Annotated in this window: 12 protein-coding genes; 5 read left to right on the forward strand and 7 right to left on the reverse strand. The window is 74.4% G+C overall.

The genetic code is table 11. From position 1 onward, the window contains the following. Positions 1 to 53 precede the first annotated feature (53 nt). The 5 genes from AC559T_RS07040 to AC559T_RS07060 all read right to left on the reverse strand — a co-directional run bounded on the left by AC559T_RS07040 (position 54) and on the right by AC559T_RS07060 (position 8,063). Complete coding sequence (locus AC559T_RS07040; RefSeq protein WP_020462384.1) at positions 54 to 1,568, reverse strand: NAD(P)/FAD-dependent oxidoreductase; 1,515 nt, start codon at positions 1,566 to 1,568, stop codon at positions 54 to 56. 227 nt (positions 1,569 to 1,795) lie between these two features. After that, positions 1,796 to 1,999, reverse strand: a complete 204-nt coding sequence (locus AC559T_RS07045) for a DUF5703 family protein (RefSeq protein ID WP_018499906.1) — start codon at positions 1,997 to 1,999, stop codon at positions 1,796 to 1,798. A gap of 275 nt (positions 2,000 to 2,274) precedes the next feature. Next, entirely contained in the window at positions 2,275 to 4,416 is a 2,142-nt protein-coding gene (locus AC559T_RS07050; RefSeq protein ID WP_498868166.1) for a mannosyltransferase family protein, read from the reverse strand. Next, positions 4,413 to 6,173, reverse strand: coding sequence for a glycosyltransferase family 39 protein (locus tag AC559T_RS07055; protein ID WP_498868167.1), 1,761 nt, complete (start codon positions 6,171 to 6,173; stop codon positions 4,413 to 4,415). The genes AC559T_RS07050 and AC559T_RS07055 overlap by 4 nt, the downstream gene beginning before the upstream one ends. 405 nt (positions 6,174 to 6,578) lie before the next feature. Further along, positions 6,579 to 8,063 (reverse strand): NAD(P)/FAD-dependent oxidoreductase, encoded by a 1,485-nt coding sequence (locus AC559T_RS07060; protein WP_112106567.1) that lies wholly within the window; start codon positions 8,061 to 8,063, stop codon positions 6,579 to 6,581. 300 nt (positions 8,064 to 8,363) lie between these two features. Here AC559T_RS07060 and AC559T_RS07065 point away from each other — a divergent pair, with 300 nt between their 5' ends. Next, positions 8,364 to 10,037 carry a glycosyltransferase gene (locus AC559T_RS07065; RefSeq protein WP_498868168.1) on the forward strand — a complete coding sequence of 558 codons (1,674 nt, stop codon included), beginning with the start codon at positions 8,364 to 8,366 and terminating at the stop codon, positions 10,035 to 10,037. On the opposite strand, the gene AC559T_RS07070 is transcribed toward AC559T_RS07065, so the two are convergent. Together AC559T_RS07070 and AC559T_RS07075 are read right to left on the reverse strand one after the other, a co-directional pair. Next, the gene (locus AC559T_RS07070) at positions 9,995 to 11,893 is read right to left on the reverse strand and encodes a glycosyltransferase family 39 protein (protein ID WP_498868180.1); all 1,899 of its coding nucleotides are present in this window, start codon (positions 11,891 to 11,893) and stop codon (positions 9,995 to 9,997) included. The two genes, AC559T_RS07065 and AC559T_RS07070, sit on opposite strands and share 43 nt — an antisense overlap. 81 nt (positions 11,894 to 11,974) lie before the next feature. Further along, positions 11,975 to 14,296, reverse strand: a complete 2,322-nt coding sequence (locus tag AC559T_RS07075; RefSeq protein WP_498868169.1) for an AAA family ATPase — start codon at positions 14,294 to 14,296, stop codon at positions 11,975 to 11,977. A 270-nt stretch (positions 14,297 to 14,566) separates the two neighbouring features. Between AC559T_RS07075 and AC559T_RS07080 the strand changes: the two genes are divergently transcribed. From AC559T_RS07080 to AC559T_RS07095, 4 genes are all read left to right on the forward strand, one after another. Beyond that, positions 14,567 to 15,391, forward strand: coding sequence for a histidine phosphatase family protein (locus tag AC559T_RS07080; RefSeq protein ID WP_131626907.1), 825 nt, complete (start codon positions 14,567 to 14,569; stop codon positions 15,389 to 15,391). After that, positions 15,388 to 16,167 (forward strand): SCO1664 family protein, encoded by a 780-nt coding sequence (locus AC559T_RS07085; RefSeq protein ID WP_498868170.1) that lies wholly within the window; start codon positions 15,388 to 15,390, stop codon positions 16,165 to 16,167. The genes AC559T_RS07080 and AC559T_RS07085 overlap by 4 nt, the downstream gene beginning before the upstream one ends. A gap of 124 nt (positions 16,168 to 16,291) precedes the next feature. Continuing rightward, a complete protein-coding gene (mshC, locus tag AC559T_RS07090; protein ID WP_498868171.1) occupies positions 16,292 to 17,554 on the forward strand; it encodes a cysteine--1-D-myo-inosityl 2-amino-2-deoxy-alpha-D-glucopyranoside ligase in 1,263 nt (420 codons plus the stop codon). A gap of 3 nt (positions 17,555 to 17,557) precedes the next feature. Next, positions 17,558 to 19,015, forward strand: coding sequence for a DivIVA domain-containing protein (locus tag AC559T_RS07095; protein ID WP_498868172.1), 1,458 nt, complete (start codon positions 17,558 to 17,560; stop codon positions 19,013 to 19,015). Positions 19,016 to 19,022: the final 7 nt, after the last annotated feature.

The following is a 19,022-nucleotide window of genomic DNA, read 5'->3' on the forward strand; positions in this document are numbered from 1 at the left end:
GCGGTGCGGACGGGGGATGCGGACGGGCCGTGCGGTCGGGGTGGACCCCGGGATCAGGCGGTGCCGGTGGAGGCGCTGCCCGACGCGGCGCCGTCCGGACCGAGATGGGCCGACTCGGCGCCCGGCGCCGGGTTGCCGGCCGGCGCCTTGCGGGCCTTCGGAACGGCGCCAGGCTGCCCCGCCGGCCGGGTCGCCGCCGAGGGGCCTCGGGAGGCCCAGTCGTCGGGCAGCGTCGGCATGAAGCCCTCGCCCAGCCGTTGCAGTGCTGACCGGGCGAAGATCTGCTGCGTGGTCACCGTCCGCTCGGAGCGGCCCCGGCCGATGAAGCTGACCGTCCAGTGCAGCAGGGTCGTCACCCGGTGCTTGAACCCGATGATGTAGACGAGGTGCACGGCGAGCCACATCAGCCAGGCGACGAACCCGCTGAGCTGGACGCCCTTGATGCTGGCCACGGCGCTGAAGCGCGAGATCGTGGCCATGCTGCCCTTGTCCTTGTACTCGAAGTTCCGCATCGGCGGGCCACCGCGCAGCCGGGTGCTGATCGTCTTCGCGGCGTACTTGCCGCCCTGGATCGCGACCTGGGCCACACCGGGCAGCCGGTCGAGGGTGGCCATGTCACCGACGACGAACACCTCGGGGTGCCCGGGCAGCGTCAGGTCGGGCTGCACCTGGATGCGGCCCGCCCGGTCGAGGACCGCGCCGGACTGCTCGGCGAGCTGCTTGCCGAGCGGGCTGGCCGCGACCCCGGCGGCCCAGATCTTGCAGACCGACTCGATCCGGCGGCGCGTGCCGTCGGAGTCCTCGACGTCGATGCCGCGGGAGTCGACGTTGACGACCCTGGCCCCGAGCTGGATCTCGACGCCGAGCTTCTCCAGCTTGGAAGTGGCCTTGGCGGCCAGCTTCTCGCCGAACGTGCCGAGCACCGACGGGGCGGCGTCGAGGAGGATGATCCGCGCCTTCGTCGTGTCGATGCGCCGGAAATCCTGCCGAAGCGTGCGGTGCGACAACTCGGCGATCTGCCCGGCCATCTCCACACCGGTCGGCCCGGCGCCGACGACCACGAACGTCATGTAACGCGCGGCGTCGGCCGGATCGGGTGTCGTCTCGGCCACCTCGAACGCGCCGAAGATGCGCCCGCGCAGCTCCAGCGCGTCATCGATGCTCTTCATACCGGGTGCGTGCTCGGCGAAGTGGTCGTTGCCGAAATAGGACTGACCGGCGCCGGCCGCGACGATGAGACTGTCATAGTGCTGTACGTCCGTGCGCCCGAGCAGGTTGGACGTCACGGACTTCGTCGCGAGGTCAATGGACACGACCTCGCCGAGTTCCACCTTCACGTTCTCCTGGCGGCGCAGTACCTCACGCGTGGTCGGGGCGATCTCCCCCTCGGACAGGATGCCCGTCGCGACCTGGTACAGCAGCGGTTGGAACAGGTGATGTGTGGTCTTCGCGACGACAGTCACCTCGACGGGCTCGCGCCGCAGGGCCTGCGCGGCGAACAACCCGCCGAAACCCGAGCCGATGATCACGACCCGGTGCTTTTGGTGTTCGTCGCTCGTAGCGGTCACAATCGCTCCCCACGTGCCGATGGGTGTCTGACGGAAGTGGTGCACGGTCCGTCCGCCTCTCCATCTTCCGCCGTGAAGCCGGGGGGAGATCGTGTTGATACTCACGTCACGACGCGCGGCCTTCCGGACGGCCGGCGGCACACTCGTCCTGAAGTGTTGTGTCTATCCGGGCCGGGCTGGTGGCCGACGGCGTCAGGCAGGCCTTTCCGGACAGCCAACGGCGAGCATCAGGTCGGGAGATATCCCGGCAGACCGCCCGGACGGCGCCGCCGGCGTAGCACCACTCGGCGGGTCCCATCGGGGTAGATGCGGGAGCGTTCGAGCTCCCAGTCCCCGAACTCGGCGTGCAGGGTGAGGATCGCGACCGCGGTCCGGCGGTCGGTGCCCGGCGGCATCGTCAGCCGCTGGTACTCGAGCTCCCTGTCGGCCAAGGCACATGCACCTCCTGGTCGCCGGCCCGGTGTGCCGGCCGCCCTGCCGCCCCCGCGCGGCTTCGTCCGGCGGCCGTCATCCGGTCGCCAGCCGGCTCGCGCGGGCGCGGACCTGTTCCGCGAACCCGCGCCCACCTTGACGAACGACGGGTGTCCCGTGGGAAAACCTTGGCGTAACGGCTCATCGAGCACAAGCCATCATCAGCCGCGGGCCCGGCTTGGACGAGGCGGAACCGGTCAGCGAACGCGGGAACGGTCAGCGAACGCGGGAACGGTCAGGGAACATAGGACAGCGTGAACGCCAGTGTCGCGTACACGGTCATCGCCGCGGTCGAGACGGTGATCACCAGCATCCACACCTCGCGCCGTGCCGTCACCAGCGCGGCGACGAGCAGGAACGGAAAAGCCCCGTACAGGTATCGCTCCGACGAGTCGAGGTTGCTGCCCGTCAGCACCGCGGCGAGCACCAGGGCCGACCACACGGAGTAGGACACCGGCAGGGCACGGGCCATGACGACCAGCGCGACGAGCGCCAGCAGCAGCCAGGGAACGTGCAGCGCGGTGCCGAGCTCGCCGTGCAGGGCGCCCTTCGCCGCGTCGATGACGGTCAGCAGCGGATTGGCCGTGCTGCCGTGGCGGGCCGCGTCCCGCTGCATGGTCAACGGAGCGAGGCCGTCGCCGTGGATGGCCGCCGACCACAGCAGGTAGATCCCCGCCCCGGCCACGGGCGCGGCGACCGCGCACAGCCGCGCGAGCGCCTCCCGTGCGGCGGCGCGCGGTGCCGACGGACCGCCTCGGTCCGGCTGCGGGGCACCGAGGCGGTCCGGCGGTGGGGCGCCGAGGCGGTTCGGCGGTGGGGCGCCGAGACGCCGGGCCAGGGGTAGCGGCAGCCCCCGCGCGGCCTCGATCGCGACGGGGACGGCGAGAAGCAGGCCCAGCGGCCGGCACAGGCCGCCGAGCAGGCCGGCGACCACCGCCAGCTCCCAGCGCCGCGTCCGCGCGCCCAGGAACGCCGTGACGGCCAGCAGCCCCGCCAGGGCCTCCGCGTAGCCCATCACCAGGACGAACGCCGGGGGGGCCAGCGCGGAGATCCAGATCACCCGTCGCACCGTGTCGTCGTCGAACCCCTCGACCCGCGCGATGCCGACCAGAGCGAGGGCGAACACGACAGCGATCAGGTTCACCAGGACGAGCAGCACCTGGCCGCCGTGGCCGCCCAGGCCGGGCAGGGCGGTGAAGAGCCGGACCAGCAGGGGGAGCAGCGGGAAGAAGCGGCGGCTCTCGGCGCCGGCCGCGTCGTAGCCGTTGTCGGCGATGTTGAGGTACCAGCCGGCGTCCCAGCCGAGCAGGTCGGTGGTGTCCAGCGTGGCCCCGTTGTCACCGGCGACGGTGTCCGCGACGAACCTGGTCAGCGCCAGCGCCGCGCCCACCACGGCCCGTGCCGCGATCCAGGCGATGAGCACGTCCCGCAGGTACCAGCGCTGCGCCCAGGCCATGGCCGCCTGGGCTCGGGTCGGCGTGCCCGTGGATGTCGCCGGCCGGCCGGCGGTGGCGCCGTCCGGGCCGCGCGCGGACCTGCGCCGGCTGCCGCGGGCGTAGAGGCGTTCCTGGAGCGGGCCGGTCCGCCCGACCGGATCGAGGGCCGGCCCCGTAGCAGTCTCGAGCGGTTCCGGGGCTGCTGTTGCCGGTGCCGGTGCCGGTGTCGGTGTCGGTGTCGGCGGTATCGGAGCCGACGGCTCGGACGGCTCCGACGGCCGCGGGGACCACCGGTCAGGCGTCCACCGGTCAGGGGCCCATGAGTCCGGTACCCATGCCGTCGCCTGTGGGTCCGGTCCTAGCGGGTCCAGTGCCTGCGGGTGTGGTGCCGGCGGAGCTGCCGCCCACGGACTCGCTGTCCACGGACTCGCCGCTGGCTCGTCCGCGATCGGCGGTCCCGCGGACGCCGGCTCCGGCGACTGGCCCGGCTCCGGCGAGGCGGGGGTCGGCGTCGACGGGGTGGGCAGGTGCAGCGCCGGGTAGCTGGGACGTCCCGGCTCGAACCAGGAACTCCCGGAGGTCGGCGCGTCCGCCCGGTGCGCCGCCGGCGCCGCCGGCGGGACGGAGTACGCGGGCGGTACGGGGTGCGTGGGTGGCGCGGTGGGCTCGGCGGGCCGTGTGGGTTCCGCCGCGCCCGACGAGGCCTCGTACGCCGGCCCGGCGAGGTAGACTGGGCCGATGCGGGGGCCGTCACCGCTCCCGGCGGCCCCGGCCGGCCCCGGTGGGGGCACCGCCGGCCCTGGCGGGAGCACGGCGGGCAACGCCGCCGGGCCCCCCTCCGGGCGCGGCGGGCCAGCGGCGTCCGCCTCGCCCGGAGCGGGCTCGCGCCGGCCCGGATCCGGCCGACGTCCGCCCGGGTGCCAGCCGCGCGGGGTGGTCACGACGCCCGGAACCGCAGCAGGGCGTAGTTCTCGTAGACCCGTGCCGGCAGACCCTGCTCCATCACCTCGTCGGCCACCGGCCGCTGCGTCTGCAGTGTCGCCCGGACCTGGGTGCACAGCTCCTCGTAGGTCCGGTAGGCGCCGGAGCCGGCCATGAACACGGTGTTCGTCCCGGCCTCCGCGATCGCCCGCTGGGCGATCGCCACGCCGTTGGCGGACTCGTTGCGCTCCTCGTAGTCGACCCAGTCGACCCGGTCCGGGGCGGCGTAGGTCGGCACCACGTACACCTTGAGCCAGGACGGCACGGTGCGCGCGAGGCCCGGCCCCAGCTGGTCCGGGCACACCAGCAGGATGTCGCCCGGCCTGGACAGCCGGGTGAGGACGTCCGCGGCCTCGCCGGCCTGGGACCGTTCCCGCCGGACGTCGCTCGTCCCGGCGATGACACCGACGAGCGCCGCGACCGCGACCACGCCGTGGAACACCCGGCGGTCGGCCAGCATCGTCGCGCCCAGTCCCACCACGAGCAGGAACGGGACGAACGCCGTCGCGGTGTACCGGTCGGCCCACGCGTTGCCCACCAGCTTGCCGGCCGCCACGGCGATGATCAGCGTCCCGGTGGCCAGGAGGAACAGCGTGCGGCCCGGCTCGAGGCCCTTCAGGTCGAGCAGGACGAACCGCCCGCCCAGCGGACGGCCGGCGATCCCGGCGGCGACCAGGCCGGTGATCAGGAACAGCAACAGCCGGCCGAGGGTGGTCGGCCCACCGGCCCACTGCCCGTACGCGTGGCTGACGGCGGCGAAGCTCGCCGGCTCGCCCCAGGGCGTCCCGGTGTGGGCGAGCTGGGAGCGGAAGTTCGGCAGCCACGGAGCGAACACCAGGCCGCCGGCGATGATCCCGATGATTCCGGCGAGCGGGCCGCGGGGGTGCCAGGTGGGCACGGCCCGCCGCGCGCCGCCGGCGGCGTCGGCGAGCAGCTCGGGCGCGGCCGGGGGCTGCTCGGCCGCGCCCGCCGGCGCCGGCGCCGGCGGACGGCGCCCGCCACGCGAGTGTGCCCCGGACCGCCCGGCGCGGCCGCGGCGGGCGGCCCGCGCCGCCGCCACCCGGGGCCGGACGACGACGAGCCCGACCAGCCACGCACCCATGGTCACCAGCAGGTAGAGACACCAGTAGTGGGTCAGGGCCAGGCATCCCGACGCCACGGCCAGCAGCACCATGTTCTTCACCGACGGCACCCGCAGCACCCGCTCCAGGGCCAGCCCGCCGAGCGCCGTGAGCAGCACGATCAGGCTGTACATCCGGGTCTCGGTGCCGAAGTACAGTGCGAACGGCGAGGTGAGGTACAGCACCACCGCGACCTTCGCGCCGCGGTCACCGACGAGCCGGCGTCCGAGATAGAACACCGGCACCGCGGAGCCCAGGTTGATGACGGCGGACATCCCGCGCACCGACGCGGTGCCCTCGCCGAAGACGCTGATCCACAGGTGCAGCAGGATGTAGTAAAGGGGCGGCGAGCCGTCCTGGAGGAGCCCGTCCCACATGGTGGGCGCCGCACCGGACAGCGGCAGGCGGGCGATCGCCACGCTCTGTGCCTCGTCGAGCCACAGCGGCTGGCGTGCGATGAAACGCACCACCACCGCCGCGGCGATGATCAGCACCAGCGCGCCCCGGAAGATCCGGTGCTCGCGGTCGGGTCGAGCTCCGACCCTGTCGACCGGCTCGGGGGTGTGTTCCGCCGGCCGCACCGCGACGTCGGTCACGGTCAGTCCCTTCGGTACCGGGGGCACGACTGCGACGGCGAGGTCCGCGGGTGCGGACGCCCGGCGCGTGTTCGCGCCCGTTGCTGCAGGTGAACGCGGACACGTCCACGGGTGAAGCCTGGTCTTGACCGGTCCCGCGGCGGCCGCGCCGGCCGGGCCGGGACCACGCGCTCCAGGACGCTCGGGGGACGGAGCGCTGTCGGGACGGCATGTTCCTGGAACAGTGCACTGTCTGGGACGACCCGCTCCGGATCCGTGGAGTCGGGGACCGCGCGGCCACTGCCCCCGCCGCCCGCCCGTCCCGCGCCGGGTGGGCGTGGGACGGGGCGGACGGGGCGGAGGGTCGTGACGCGGAGCGGGAGAGGGCGGTGGACGGCGGGTGTCAGGGCCGGGAGGCCGGCCCCGCTACGACCGGCCCGGGGAGGAGACCTCCTCGTGGTAGTCCTCCTCGACGTTGACCTCCCACACGTCGTGGCTCTTCCCGTCGATGATGTTCTCGACGGTGAGCATCGCGGTGAGCATCGAGTGGTCCTGGTTGTTGTAGCGGTGCATTCCGTTACGGCCGACGGGGTGGACGTTGGGAGCGTAGTCCTCGAGCCAGCCGCGGATGATGTCGACGTTCTTCTTGTAGTCCATGTCGTAGTACGGGTACGCCTTGGGCATCCGCACGACATAGCCGCGCTCGACCTGGTCCGCCTGGACGAGGCCCAGCTTGGCCAGCTCCTTGGTGCCGAGCGCGATCAGCTCCTCGTCCGAGGAGTTCCACATCTCGTCGCCCTCGAAGACGAAGTACTCCAGGCCGAGACAGGTCCGGCCGTCCTTCACCAGGAACGGCGACCAGGACGCGAAGTTCTGGATGCGGCCGACCTTGACGTCCGGCGCGTGGATGTAGATCCAGTTGTCCGGGAATCCGGCCGATTTGGGAACGACCAGCGCGACGGTGAGGAAGTCGCGGTACTTCAGGGCGTTCGCGGCGGCCAGGACGCGCGCCGGGACCGGCGGGTCCATCACGCGCACCAGCGACGAGAACGACATCGAGGAGATGAAGTGGTCGCCGGTGTACTGGTACTCGGTGCCGAGGTCATCCCGGGACGACTCCGGCGCGCCGGCGCCCGGCCCGTAGCCGCCGGTGACCACTGTCGTGACACCGGTCGCGCGGCCGTTCTCGTGATGGATCTTGCGGACCTTCTCCTCGAAGACGATCCGGCCGCCCTGCTTGACGATCTTGTCCGCGGCCGTCTCCCACATCATTCCCGGCCCGAACTTCGGGTACTGGAACTCCTCGATGAGAGAGGTGATGTCCTTCTGGTTCCGCTTGGGCAGCACCGCGTTGGTGATGGCGTTCATCAGCGAGAGGCTCTTGATCCGCTGGGCCGCCCAGTCGGACGGCATATCGCTGACCTTCACACCCCAGAGCTTCTCGGTGTAGGTCTTGAAGAAGGTGCGGTAGAGTCGCCAGCCGAACCGGGCGACCAGCCAGTTCTCGTAGTTCGACTGGTCCTTCGGCGGGCGCAGCTTCGCCAGCGCGTACGAGCCGATGCAGCGTGCCGCCTCGGCGACCCCGAGCCCGCCGAGGGCGTTACCGGCCTTCAGCGGGTAGTCGAAGAACTTGCCGTTGTAGTAGATGCGGCTCGACCGCGGCCGGAGCAGGAAGTCCTCGTCCGGCAGGATCTCGTGCCACAGCTTCTCGACCTCGGGGACCTTGGTGAAGAAACGGTGGCCCCCGATGTCGAAACGCCATCCGTCCCGCTGGGCCGTACGGCTGATTCCGCCGACCACCGAGTCACCCTCGATAATCGTCACGGGGATCTCCCGCTTCATCAGCTCCCAGCCGGCGGAGAGACCGGCCGGCCCGGCTCCGATGACGACTACCTCTGGCTTTTCGGTCACTGTGCCGGACCTCTCCTCAACGACAACGTCCGTGGTCTGTAGGGGGGTGTGCGCGCGGCGAGATTTCGCGCCCGCGACTGGCAGGACCCCTCCCGGTGCCGGAACCTTCGCATCCGGCCTCGGGGGGCAGTCTCGCATGACAGTTACCGTCGCTTCACCGGACCCCCCGGCGCGGACGCCGCGCCGGGTTCGGCGTATGGCGTCCCGTCACCGTGACCGCATGTGGCCCGTTGGCGCCGACCTGGCCGCCGGCGGGGTGCGCGCGGGCCGGCGTGACGGCCGCTCTGGCATCGTGCGGGCATGTCCTGCGCCCTACCCGACTCCCCGGAGTCGAAGTCGGCCGAGCCGGGCCGGTCGCGCGACCACCCTCCCGGGGGGACCGCCGCGCCGGCCCGTGCATCAGGCGCCGGGGGCGTGGCGGGGGCCTCGCCCGGCACGGTGGCGCTCCTGCTGGGCTGGTGTGGGGTCGCCGTGGGGATCAGCCTCTCCGACGGCCGGTACAGCCCGCTCGCCCTGGTCATGGTGCTCCTGGGGTGTCTCGCGGTGGCCGTCGCCGTCGCCGTGCCGAGCGGCTGGGGTGGCCGGGGTGGCCGGGGCGGCCCGCGGGCCCGGGCCGGCCGCGGCCGCCCGCGGGGCCTTCCGCTGCGGACCGCGGGCGTTCGGCTGGCCTGCGCGTCGTGCGGGATCGTGGTCGCCGCCGGGCCGATCCTGCGGCACCCGCGCTACTACGCCCACGGCCCGGCCGCGACCGCCGCGGACGCGCTGGCCGCCGCCGCCGGTCTGCTCGCCGGCCTGACGCTCCTGCGCTGCGCCGTGCCACCCGGCGGACGGTGGGCGTACGGGCCCGCACACGGGCGGGCGGCGGGCGGCCGGGTGTTCTGGGCCGTGCTCGGCCTCGCGCTCGCGGCGGGTGTCGCGACTGTCGCGGCCGCCCCGCAGCCGCGGATCGACGTGTTCCATCTCCTCCAGGTCTCCACCTCCGGGCTGGCCCGGGGCACGAACATGTACCGCCAGCAGTGGGCGCCGGATCGGGCCGGCTACACCGCCGGCGGGCTGTTCGACGTCTACCCGTACCTGCCGGGGACGTCCCTGCTGCTCGCGCCGTTCCGGTGGGTGCTGGGGGACGTCCGCTACGGGCTGCTGGCCGCGCTTGCCCTGGCGGCGGTGGCCGGCCGCGCGCTCGTGCGGCGGCGGGACGTCGCCAGGGTCGACGCGGTGGCCGGCCACGGCTCCGGCGTCGAACCCGACAGGGGCGTCGAACCCGACACCGACCCGGATCTCCGCGTCGGCGATCCCGGCTTCGGTGTCGGGGGGCATGGCGGGGCGGCGGTCGCCGCCGGTCTGCTCCCACTGCTCGTCGTCGTGTTACCGGAGTCCATGTACGCGCTGCAGCAGTCCTGGACCGAGCCGCTGCTGGTCGCGCTGCTCGCGGTGATGGTCTGGGCGGTCGCCGCGGGCCGGACGGCGCCGGCTGTCGTCGCGTTCGCGCTGGCCCTCGCGAGCAAGCAGCACGTGGCGTTGCTGGTCCCGCTCGCGGCCTGCTGGCCGGCGTTCGGCCCGCGCCGCACCCTGGCTGCCGCCGGTCTGGGGGTGGCCGTCGTCGCGCCCTGGGTCATCGCGGCTCCGGGCGACTTCGTCGACGACGCCGTGCGCACCAACCTCGGCTACGAGGTGCTGAACCACTCGCTGTCCATACCCGGCTGGGCGCACCATTTCGGGATCACCCTCGGCTTCGGCGCGACCGCCGTCGTGCTGGGCGCGGCCTACCTGCTGGCCTGGCGAGCCCGCGGCGGGGCGGCCGGGTTCTGCGCGGGGTCTGCGCTGGTCCTCCTCGCTCTCGACGTCATGAACAAGCAGACCTTCTTCAACCACTACACGCTGCCGATGGGGCTGCTCGTGCTGGCGGTGGCCGCGGGCGCGGCGGCCCCGCCTCAGCGCAGGGTGGAGAACCGCTCGAGGGAGGCACCCTCGTAAAGATCGCGCTTCTCGACCTGCAACGCCCGGTCCCGCAGGGACGCCAGCTGGTCGGAGAGCACCGCACACGCGCCCTCCAGAAAGCGGTACCCGTCCGCCCGGACGAGCAGGACGGCGTGATCGGGCCCGGCCAGGTCGTTGACCTCGGCCGCGAAGGCCGCCCCGTTCGCGCGCTTCATCCGGTCGGCGTAGTCGACCCAGTCGACCAGCGCCGGCCCGGCCTCGTCGGCGTAGACGATCTCCCGGATGTCGATGTCGCCCCGGCGCTGGATCGCCCGGTGCACGGCCGGGCCGAGCTGGTCCGGGCAGTAGGCGACGACGTCCCCCGGCCGGGCGAGGTCGGCGATCCGGTTGGCGATCTCGCCCGCCTGGGTCCGCTCCGTCCGGGCGAGCTGGTACCCACCGAGCAGGCCGCTGATCGAGGCGACCACGACCACCGCCACGAACGCCCGGTGCACCGGCAGCTGCGCTATCCCGAGCGCCGCGAGCAGCAGGCAGGCGGGCAGCGCGATCCCGGTGTAGCGCTCCGCGTAGGCGCTGCCGCCGAACATGTTGACGAAGTACGCCAGCACCAGCGGCGCGAGCCAGATCGCGGCGAGGTACCTGCCCGGCGCCCGCCCGGAGATCTTGACGTGCAGCTCCCCGCCGAGCGGACGGGCCGTCAGCCCGATCAGCGCCCCGCCGAGCAGGATGATGCCCAGCAGCGCGCCGGTCGACTGCGGGCCGGCCCAGTCGAAGACCGTGTCGAGCAGCACCTGGGCCTGCACCCGGGGCGCCCAGGGTGTCCCCGTGTGCAGCATCTGGAAGAGGAACACCGGCATCCAGGGCGCGAACAGCACCGCCGAGGCGGCCATCGCGACGAACGCCCGCAGCGCCGGGCGGCGGTAGTGCTCCCGCCGCCGCGCCTGCAGGAGCAGGAACGCCGCCACGGTGAACACCACCAGGAACGTCCAGTAGTGCGTGTAGACCAGGGCGGCCGTCGCCAGCGTCAGCGCGGCGAGCCGTGGCAGGTCCGGCCGGTTCAGCGCCCGGACGGCGGCGAAGCCGAACACCAGCACGAGCAGGACGACCAGCGAGTACATCCGCGTCTCGCTGCCGTAGCGGATCGCGTACGGCGAGCAGGCGAACAGCAGGAGCGCGGCGAGCCCGACCCGCTGCTCGGCCGACGGCCCGCCGTTGCCGAGGGCGGTCGCCGCCCGGCCCACGTACCGCCCGGCGAGCCAGGCCAGCGGGAGTGTGGCGAGGGAGAGCACGCCCGACAGCGCCCGGACGGCGATGTCCCCGTCACCGAACACGCTGATCCAGACGTGCAGGAGCAGGTAGTACAGCGGGGGTGACCCGTCGTGACGCAGCGCCTGCAGCAGGTCCGGCACCGGCCGGGACGCGATGCCGACGGTGAGCGACTCGTCGAGCCACAGGTGGCTCGGGGTGGCGAACCGCAGCACGGCACCGGCGGCGACGGCCAGGAGTGTCCCGGCCAGGAAGAACTGGTACGAGGCCGCGACGGTCCAGTCCCGGGCCCGGCGGAACCGGACGATCAGCCGCGCCGGCTCGGCCCGCGATGGGTAATCGGTCCGCTGGGCGGGCACGGTCTGCTCACCCGGCTCCGCCTCCGCGGCGGGCGGCGCCTCCGCGCTCGGCTCGGTCTCCGCAGCGGTCATGGTCTGCGCGTCCGGCTGGGTCTCCGCGGGCAGCCCGGTGCGCGGGAGCCGGCCGGTCAGCACCGCATGGTCGTTCGGTGGGTCCTGCGCCGACCGCGGCCGAGGCGCCACAGCCGCGGCTCCCGGCCCCGCGGCTGCCGGCTCCGCGGTAGTGCCCGTGACCTGGCCGGTCGGCAGGTCGTCTGCGCTCACCATCCGCACGCTACCCATCCGCACGCTACCCATCCGCACGACGCACGATCTTGCCGTGGTGTCGTGTGCGGGTTGTCAAGGGGGTCATGGTCTGACCGGTTCCTTCGTGGCCGGCGCGAGAACGGCCGCCCCGGCGGTGGCACCGTCAGCGAGGCCGGCGCCGAAGCCGGCCTCGCCGGGTTGGTCGTCGGTGTCGTCCATCGGCCCGAATGGCTCCGCGGACTCGCCGGCCAGCAGCGCCGGGAGGAGGGTCGCCCGCCGCCGGCCACCCGCGTCGCGGACCGCGGCCCGCAGCGCCGGGCCGTTCACCGACACGACCGACAGGTGGCTGCGTGCCCGCGTCATCGCCGTGTAGATCAGCGGCCGGGTAAGCATCCGGCCGGCCTCCGGTGGGAAGACGCCGACCACGGCGGCCCACTCGCTGCCCTGGGCGCGGTGCACCGTGACGGCCCACCCGTGGCGCAGGTCCACGACGCCGTGCGAGGGGACGTCGAGCTCGCCGCCGGGGAAGGCGACCCGCAGGCCGCCCCGTTCGCCGAGCGCGACGACCACGCCGATCTCACCGTTGGCGAACCCCAGGTCAAGGTGGTTCGCGGTGGCCACCACCCGGTCGCCGACGTCGAAGCCGGAGACCTCGCCGCGGCCCGGGTTGAGCGCGTTCTTCAACGCCGCGTTGAGCGCGCCGGTGCCGGCCGGCCCGCCGTGCACGGGCGTCACCACCTGCACGTCCTCGGTGGGTATGCCCAGGGCCCGCGGAATCGAGTCGGTGACGAGCTGGACGACGCGGTGCGCGGCCTCGCCGGAGGAGCGCGCCGCCACGACGACGACCTCACGGCCCGAACCGGGTGGCGGCAGCTCACCGCGGCGGACCGCCGCGGCCATCGTGGCGATCGCGCCGCCGTCGGCCTGCCGGTAGAGCCGGGTCAGCTCGGTGACCGGCGCGACCTCCGCCTCCAGCAGGTCGGCCAGGACCTGACCCGGTCCGATGCTGGGGAGCTGCGCAGGGTCGCCGACGAGGAGCAGGTGGGTGCCGTCGGCGCAGGCGTCCAGCAGGGCGGCGGCGAGTTCGGCGTCCAGCATGGACGTCTCGTCGACGACGACCAGGTCGGCCTCGATGGGGTTGTGCTCGTCGCGGGCGAACCCGCCGCCGCGGCCCTGCGCGCCGAGCAGCCGGTGCAGGGTGCTGGCCGGCGCGCCACACAGCTCCTCGAGTCGTTTCGCCGCCCGGCCGGTCGGCGCGGCGAGCGCCACCTCGACGCCGGCGGCCTCGGCGAGCCGGACGACCGCGGCGACGGTGCGGCTCTTGCCCGTGCCGGGACCACCCGTCAGCACGCTCACGCCGACCTCGAGCGCGGTGCGGGCGGCTTGGAGCTGGACCTCGTCCAGCCCGGCCACGGCGCGGTCGGCCGCCGCGCCCGGTTCGGCGCCGCCGGGGACCGTGCCCGCGCCGCCGCCAGCCGCATCGGACCCAGCCGCGTCGTAGGCGGAGCCGGCCGCGTCGTTGCCGGGCGGCTCGTCGTCCGGTGCGTGGTCGTCCGGTACGTCGTCGTCGAACATCGACGTCGGCGCCGGCGGTTCGGGTGGCGTGGCGACTGCCGGCCGCTCCTCGCCCAGTCCGCTGCCGGCGCGCCGCCGGGCCCGCCGCCCACCGGCCTCGGGCCGGAACGGTTCGGCGGTCGCGAGCAGGCGCTCCACCCCGTCCGAGATCGCCTGCTCGGCCATCGCGTACCGCTCGAGGGCGAGACGGTCGTCGACCTGGATCACCCGGCCGGAGTCGAGCGCGGCGGACAGCGCGTCGAGGGGTTCGGTGACCCCCTCGCGGACCGCGGCCCGGGTCACCTCGGCGACCGGGGCGGCGGTGTCGCCGGCGCGGCTCGCCGCGCGACCGAGCAGGTGGATGAGGACCGCCGGCCCGCGGCGGGGGTCCGCCCTGTCCAGCCCGAGGTGGCGGGCGAAGCGATCGGCGTCGCCGAGTTCGGCCTCGCCTCCCTCGAGCAGCGACCAGGGGTCCGCGCGCAGCGCCTTGGCCACCGTGGGGCCGAGTGCGTCGGCCAGGCCGCGGGCAAGCCGCGCCGGCAGGCGCGCCGCGACCAGCATCTCCACCGCGGCGTAGGTGGGTTCCGCCGCGCGGAACGTGTCGAGCAGGCGGCGAGCCCGCGGCCCGGAGACACCCGGCACCGAGGAAAGGCGGTGCAGGTCGACGTGTTCGCGGTGTTCGATGCCGGCCTCCTCCAGCCGGCCCGCCGTCGTCCGGCCCAGGCCCGGCCACAGGCCGGCGCCGCAGAAGGCATTGAAGACTACGGCGTCGTCCGGGGTTGGTCCCGGGCCGGACGACGGCGGGCCGGCGGCGCGGTCCTCGACCGCGGCGGCGGTCCGAAACGGGGAGTCGGCGGCGTCTTCGGGCATGGCGGAAGCGTAACGACGCCGGCCGCCGCCCCTAGCCCGCCCGCTCGGTAGCGTGGTGGGGCGGGTGGTCCGTGGGTAGTCCGATCGCGCATTTCGGTGCCAGCCGCCGAACGATCGAATCCAGGCGTTCGGCCAGGTCAGCGGGCCTGGCCCGGCCGGGTCGACCGGGCCGCGCGCGCCCGGCACCCCACTTGCGGGCTGGCTGGTGTCGCCTGGTGGTACGCACCCGCAGGCCGGCCTGCCGCCACACCACGAAGGGAAGGTCCGAAGTTGACCACCGTCCTGCTGGTCCGGCACGGCCTCACCGCGGTCACCGGCAAGATCCTGCTCGGCTGGACCCCGGGCGTCGGGCTCGACGAGCGGGGCCGCCTGCAGGCCGAGGCGCTGGCCGGGCGGCTCGCCGGCATCCCGCTCGCCGCGATCGTGTCCAGCCCGCTCGACCGCTGCCAGCAGACGGCCGCGGAGATCGCCCGGCGCCGCCCGGAGGGCCCGTCCGCGCCCGCCGGGGTGCAGAAGATCGACACCGACGAGCGGATAGGGGAGTGCCACTACGGCGACTGGACGGGGCAGGAACTCGCGACCCTGGCGAAGGAACCGCTGTGGAAGGTGGTGCAGGCCCAGCCGAGCGCGGTGACGTTCCCCGGCGGGGAGGCGCTGCGTGACACCCAGTCCCGCGGCGTCACGGCGGTGCGCGAGTGGAACGAGCGCCTCGGCCCGGACGCGACCTGGCTGCTGTGCTCGCACGGCGACGTGATCCGGACCGTCCTCGCCGACGCCCTCGGCATGCACCTGGACATGTACCACCGGATCACCGTCGACCCGTGCTCGCTCACGGTCGTCCGCTACGGCGACCACCGGCCGTTCGTGCGCCGCGTCAACGATGTCGGCGGAGCCGTCGCCGACCTGCTGCCCGTACCGCCGTCGCCGGCGGGCGACGGGAAGCGTCCCCGCGAGGACGAGGTCGTGGGAGGTGGCGCCGGCGCCGAGCCGCCCGTGGACGGTGCCCGGCCGGGCACGGTCTCCGAGGCGGCCGTGCCCGGATCGGGCGGGGCCACATCCCCGGTCGCGCCGCCGACGTCCAAACTGGAACCGTGAGCCTCTCCGCGGCCGGTGCCGACCCTGGGCGGCGTGCGCCGCTGGACCCGCTCGACAGCGGCGGGCTGGGCGTGAGCGAGGCGTTGGCGCTCCTGCGCACCGGCGAGCTGGAGATCACCGGGCGGCTGGTCGACGCCAGCAACGCCACGCTGCTGTGCGAGATCCGGGCCGACGAGCTCTGTGGGCGGTGCGTGTACAAGCCGGTGCGCGGCGAACGCGCCCTGTGGGACTTCCCGGACGGGACGCTGGCGGCCCGTGAGCTGGCCGCCTACGAGGTCGCCGAGGCGATGGACCCGGGCATCGTCCCACCGACCGTCATGCGGGACGGCCCGTTCGGCGCGGGGATGGTCCAGCTCTGGATCGACGTCGACACGACCGTCGACCTCGTCGCGCTGACCCGGTCGGACGACCCGCAGCTGCGGCGTATCGCGCTGTTCGACGCCGTCATCAACAACGCCGACCGGAAGGGTGGCCACCTGCTCCCGGCGCCGTCCGGGCGGGTGCACGGCATTGACCACGGCGTGACGTTCCACACGGACGACAAGCTGCGCACGCTGCTGTGGACCTGGCGGGGCCAGCGGCTGGACGCGGCGGAGACCATGCTCCTGCAGGGTGTGCGCGACGCGCTGGGCGCGGATCTGGGGGAGCGGCTCGAGCCGCTGCTCACCACGACCGAGCTACGGGCACTGGGAGCCCGGGTCGACCGGCTCCTGGCCGAGGGCCGTTTCCCGTTGCCCTCCGGGGACTGGCCGGCCATTCCCTGGCCGCCGTTCTGAGCCGGCGGACGCGGCCCGACGGGGCCGCCGGCCGCGACACGCCCGGGCGGGGGTTGTGCCCTGCTCGTCGCCGGCCTGCCCGGCTTGTCCCGCGGCCGGCCCGGCCCCGGTTACCCTGACACGCATGCAGGCGTGGCCCTTTCCTCAGCTCCCCAAGCTTCCCGGACAGGGTCGCAACCTCCGCGTTCTCGACACGGCGCACGGCGGAGTGCGGACTCTGGACCTCGGGCCGACGGTCCGGCTCTACGCCTGCGGGATCACCCCGTACGACGCCACCCACCTCGGGCACGCCTTCACGTACCTCACCTACGACCTCGTCCAACGCGTGCTGCGGGACGCCGGCCACGAGGTGCGGTACGTGCAGAACGTCACCGACGTCGACGATCCGCTGCTCGAGCGGGCCACCCGTGACGGCATCGACTGGCGCGACCTCGCCCGCCGCGAGATCGACCTGTTCCGGGCCGACATGACGGCGCTGCGCATCCTGCCTCCCGACCACTACGTCGGCGTCGTCGAGGCCGTCGGGCTCATCGTCGACATGGTCTCCCAGCTCGTCGAGCGCGGCGCCGCGTACTCCGTCGACGGCGATCTCTACTTCTCCGTCGCCGCGGCGCCGGACTTCGGCCAGGTGGCCCACCTCGACCCCGCGCAGATGCTGGTGTCCTGCGCCGAGCACGGCGGTGATCCCGGCCGGCCGGGCAAGAAGGACCCGCTCGACCCGCTGCTGTGGCGCGCGGAGCGGCCGGGGGAGCCGTCCTGGCCGTCGCCGTTCGGCCCGGGGCGGCCGGGCTGGCACGTGGAGTGCTCCGCGATCGCCCGGCACTATCTCGGCGCCACGATCGACATCCAGGGCGGCGGGAGCGATCTCGCCTTCCCGCACCACGAGTGCAGCGCCGCGCACGCCGAGGTCGCGAACGGCGCCCGGCCGTTCGCCCGCGCCTACGTCCACACCGCGCTGGTCAGCCTGGACGGCCACAAGATGTCGAAGTCGCGGGGGAACCTCGAGTTCGTCTCGAGGCTGCTCGCGCGCGGAGCGGACCCGGCCGCGATCAGGCTTGCCCTGTTGCAGCATCATCACACCGTGGAGTGGGAGTGGACCGCGGCCGCCATGCAGGCGGCAGTCGAGCGGCTCGACCGGTGGCGCGCCGCCGTCGCGCTGCCGTCCGGCCCCGACTTCCGGCCGGTGCTGGCCGAGGTCCGGGACCGGCTCGCCGACGACCTCGACGCGCCTGGAGCGCTCGCCGCGGTCGACGCGTGGGCGGCGGCCGCACTGGCCGCTGGCAGCGGCAGCGGCGAGGCGGACGATCAGGCGCCGGCCACCGTCCGCGACACCGTCGACGCACTGCTCGGTGTCGACCTTGGGCCTGTCCTACCGAGAGGAACCTAGCCGATGGGGGCGCACCACCGCCGGGAGTCCCCCGGCGCCGCCATGGACCGGCCGACCTTTGATGAGGCACCGCAGGGATACGACCCCCGGCAGGTCGACGAGTACCTCGGGGTCCTGTGGCGGTACGCGAGCGAGGTGACCTCCCGGGCGGCCGCGGCCGAGGCGGCGCTGCGCCACGAGCGCGACCGTCGGGAGGCCGAGGCCCGCCTCGCCGAGGGCCTGCCCGCCCAGGCCGGTGGGCGCATCGGGCTGATGCTCGAGATCGCGCAGCGCGAGGCCGAGGACATCATCGCGGGCGCCCGCCACCTCGCCGAGTCGGCGCTGGAGGAGGCGGTCGCGCAGGCGGGGGCGAACCATCCGATCGTCCGGGAGGCCCGGGAACAGGCCGAGAAGCTGATCCTCGACGCGGTTGAGGAGAGCCGGCGGCTCGCGCTGACCCGGCACGAGGACCTCGAGGCCGAGATCGTGCGCGGGACGCACTCGCTCGAGGCACTGCGGCGCCAGCAGGGCGAGATCATCGGCGCCGTTCTGCGGTTGCGCCGGCTGCTCGGCGGGGACGAGATCGACCGGGCGGTGACCGACCTCGCCCGCGCGGGCGTGTCACCCGATGGCGTCGCCGCCGACAGCGGCCTGGACGGCCGGCGCGGCGGCCGGGCCGACGCCGGTGCTCCGGCGGGCCCGAACCTGGCCGGAGCGCCGTCGGTGGATCCGTCGGCGGCCCCGTTCACGCCGGGCCGGCCGGCGGCGGGTCCGGGCCACCCGGCCGCGCCGGAACAGCCGGGTCCACCAGGGCAGCCCGGCTCGCAGCCGCAGCCGGGCGGGGCGGCGTCGAGCCTGCACTTCCCGGCTTCAGACCACGCCGGTCACACCGGGGGCGTCGACAGCACGGGTGACCCCTTGCGTGGTCCGGGCGGCACGGGCCACGCCGGCACCGGTCAGGCCGGTGGCGTGGGGCCGGGCGGCAGCGCCTACGCCGCGGCCGAGTACGCGGCGGGGCACGCCGCGGCGAGCCCCGCCGGCACCGGTCACCTCGGCACTGGTCACGCCAGCGCTGGGCACGCCGGTACCGGACACACGGGCACGAGCCACCTCGGCGCCGGGTCCGTGGGCGCCGGGCATGTGGGAGCGAGCCGCGCCGGGGCGACGAGCTCCGGGGGGAGCACCGGTGGAACATGGGCCGCCTCGTCCCGGCTTACCGCCGAGACGGGTCCGGCGGCGCCCTCGGCCGCCGCAACCGTGGGCTCCGCGACCGTGGGTGCGCGGCGCGGCCCGGGGCGCCATCGCCAGCAGCAGCGGGACGTCCCCGAAGCCGAGCCCTACCCGACCGACCTGGCCGGCGGCTTCGTCCCCGGCGGGCCGGCCGCCGGGGGAGCCGGAACCGGCCCGGTACGCATGCCCGCCGCGGGCTACCGCCCCGCCGCCGAGGAGGACATCCTCGACGCGGAGATCGTCGAGGAGTAGACCTCGC

The organism is Frankia sp. Hr75.2, assembly GCF_949319125.1.
GTDB lineage: Bacteria > Actinomycetota > Actinomycetes > Frankiales > Frankiaceae > Parafrankia > Parafrankia soli.

Excerpts from the sequence above, each read along its gene's own strand:
- AC559T_RS07095 (WP_498868172.1), top strand. The coding sequence starts at position 17,558 with ATGGGGGCGCACCACCGCCGGGAGTCCCCCGGCGCCGCCATGGACCGG.
- mshC (WP_498868171.1), top strand. The coding sequence starts at position 16,292 with ATGCAGGCGTGGCCCTTTCCTCAGCTCCCCAAGCTTCCCGGACAGGGT.
- AC559T_RS07075 (WP_498868169.1), bottom strand. The coding sequence starts at position 14,296 with ATGCCCGAAGACGCCGCCGACTCCCCGTTTCGGACCGCCGCCGCGGTC.
- AC559T_RS07065 (WP_498868168.1), top strand. The coding sequence starts at position 8,364 with ATGTCCTGCGCCCTACCCGACTCCCCGGAGTCGAAGTCGGCCGAGCCG.
- AC559T_RS07070 (WP_498868180.1), bottom strand. The coding sequence starts at position 11,893 with ATGGTGAGCGCAGACGACCTGCCGACCGGCCAGGTCACGGGCACTACC.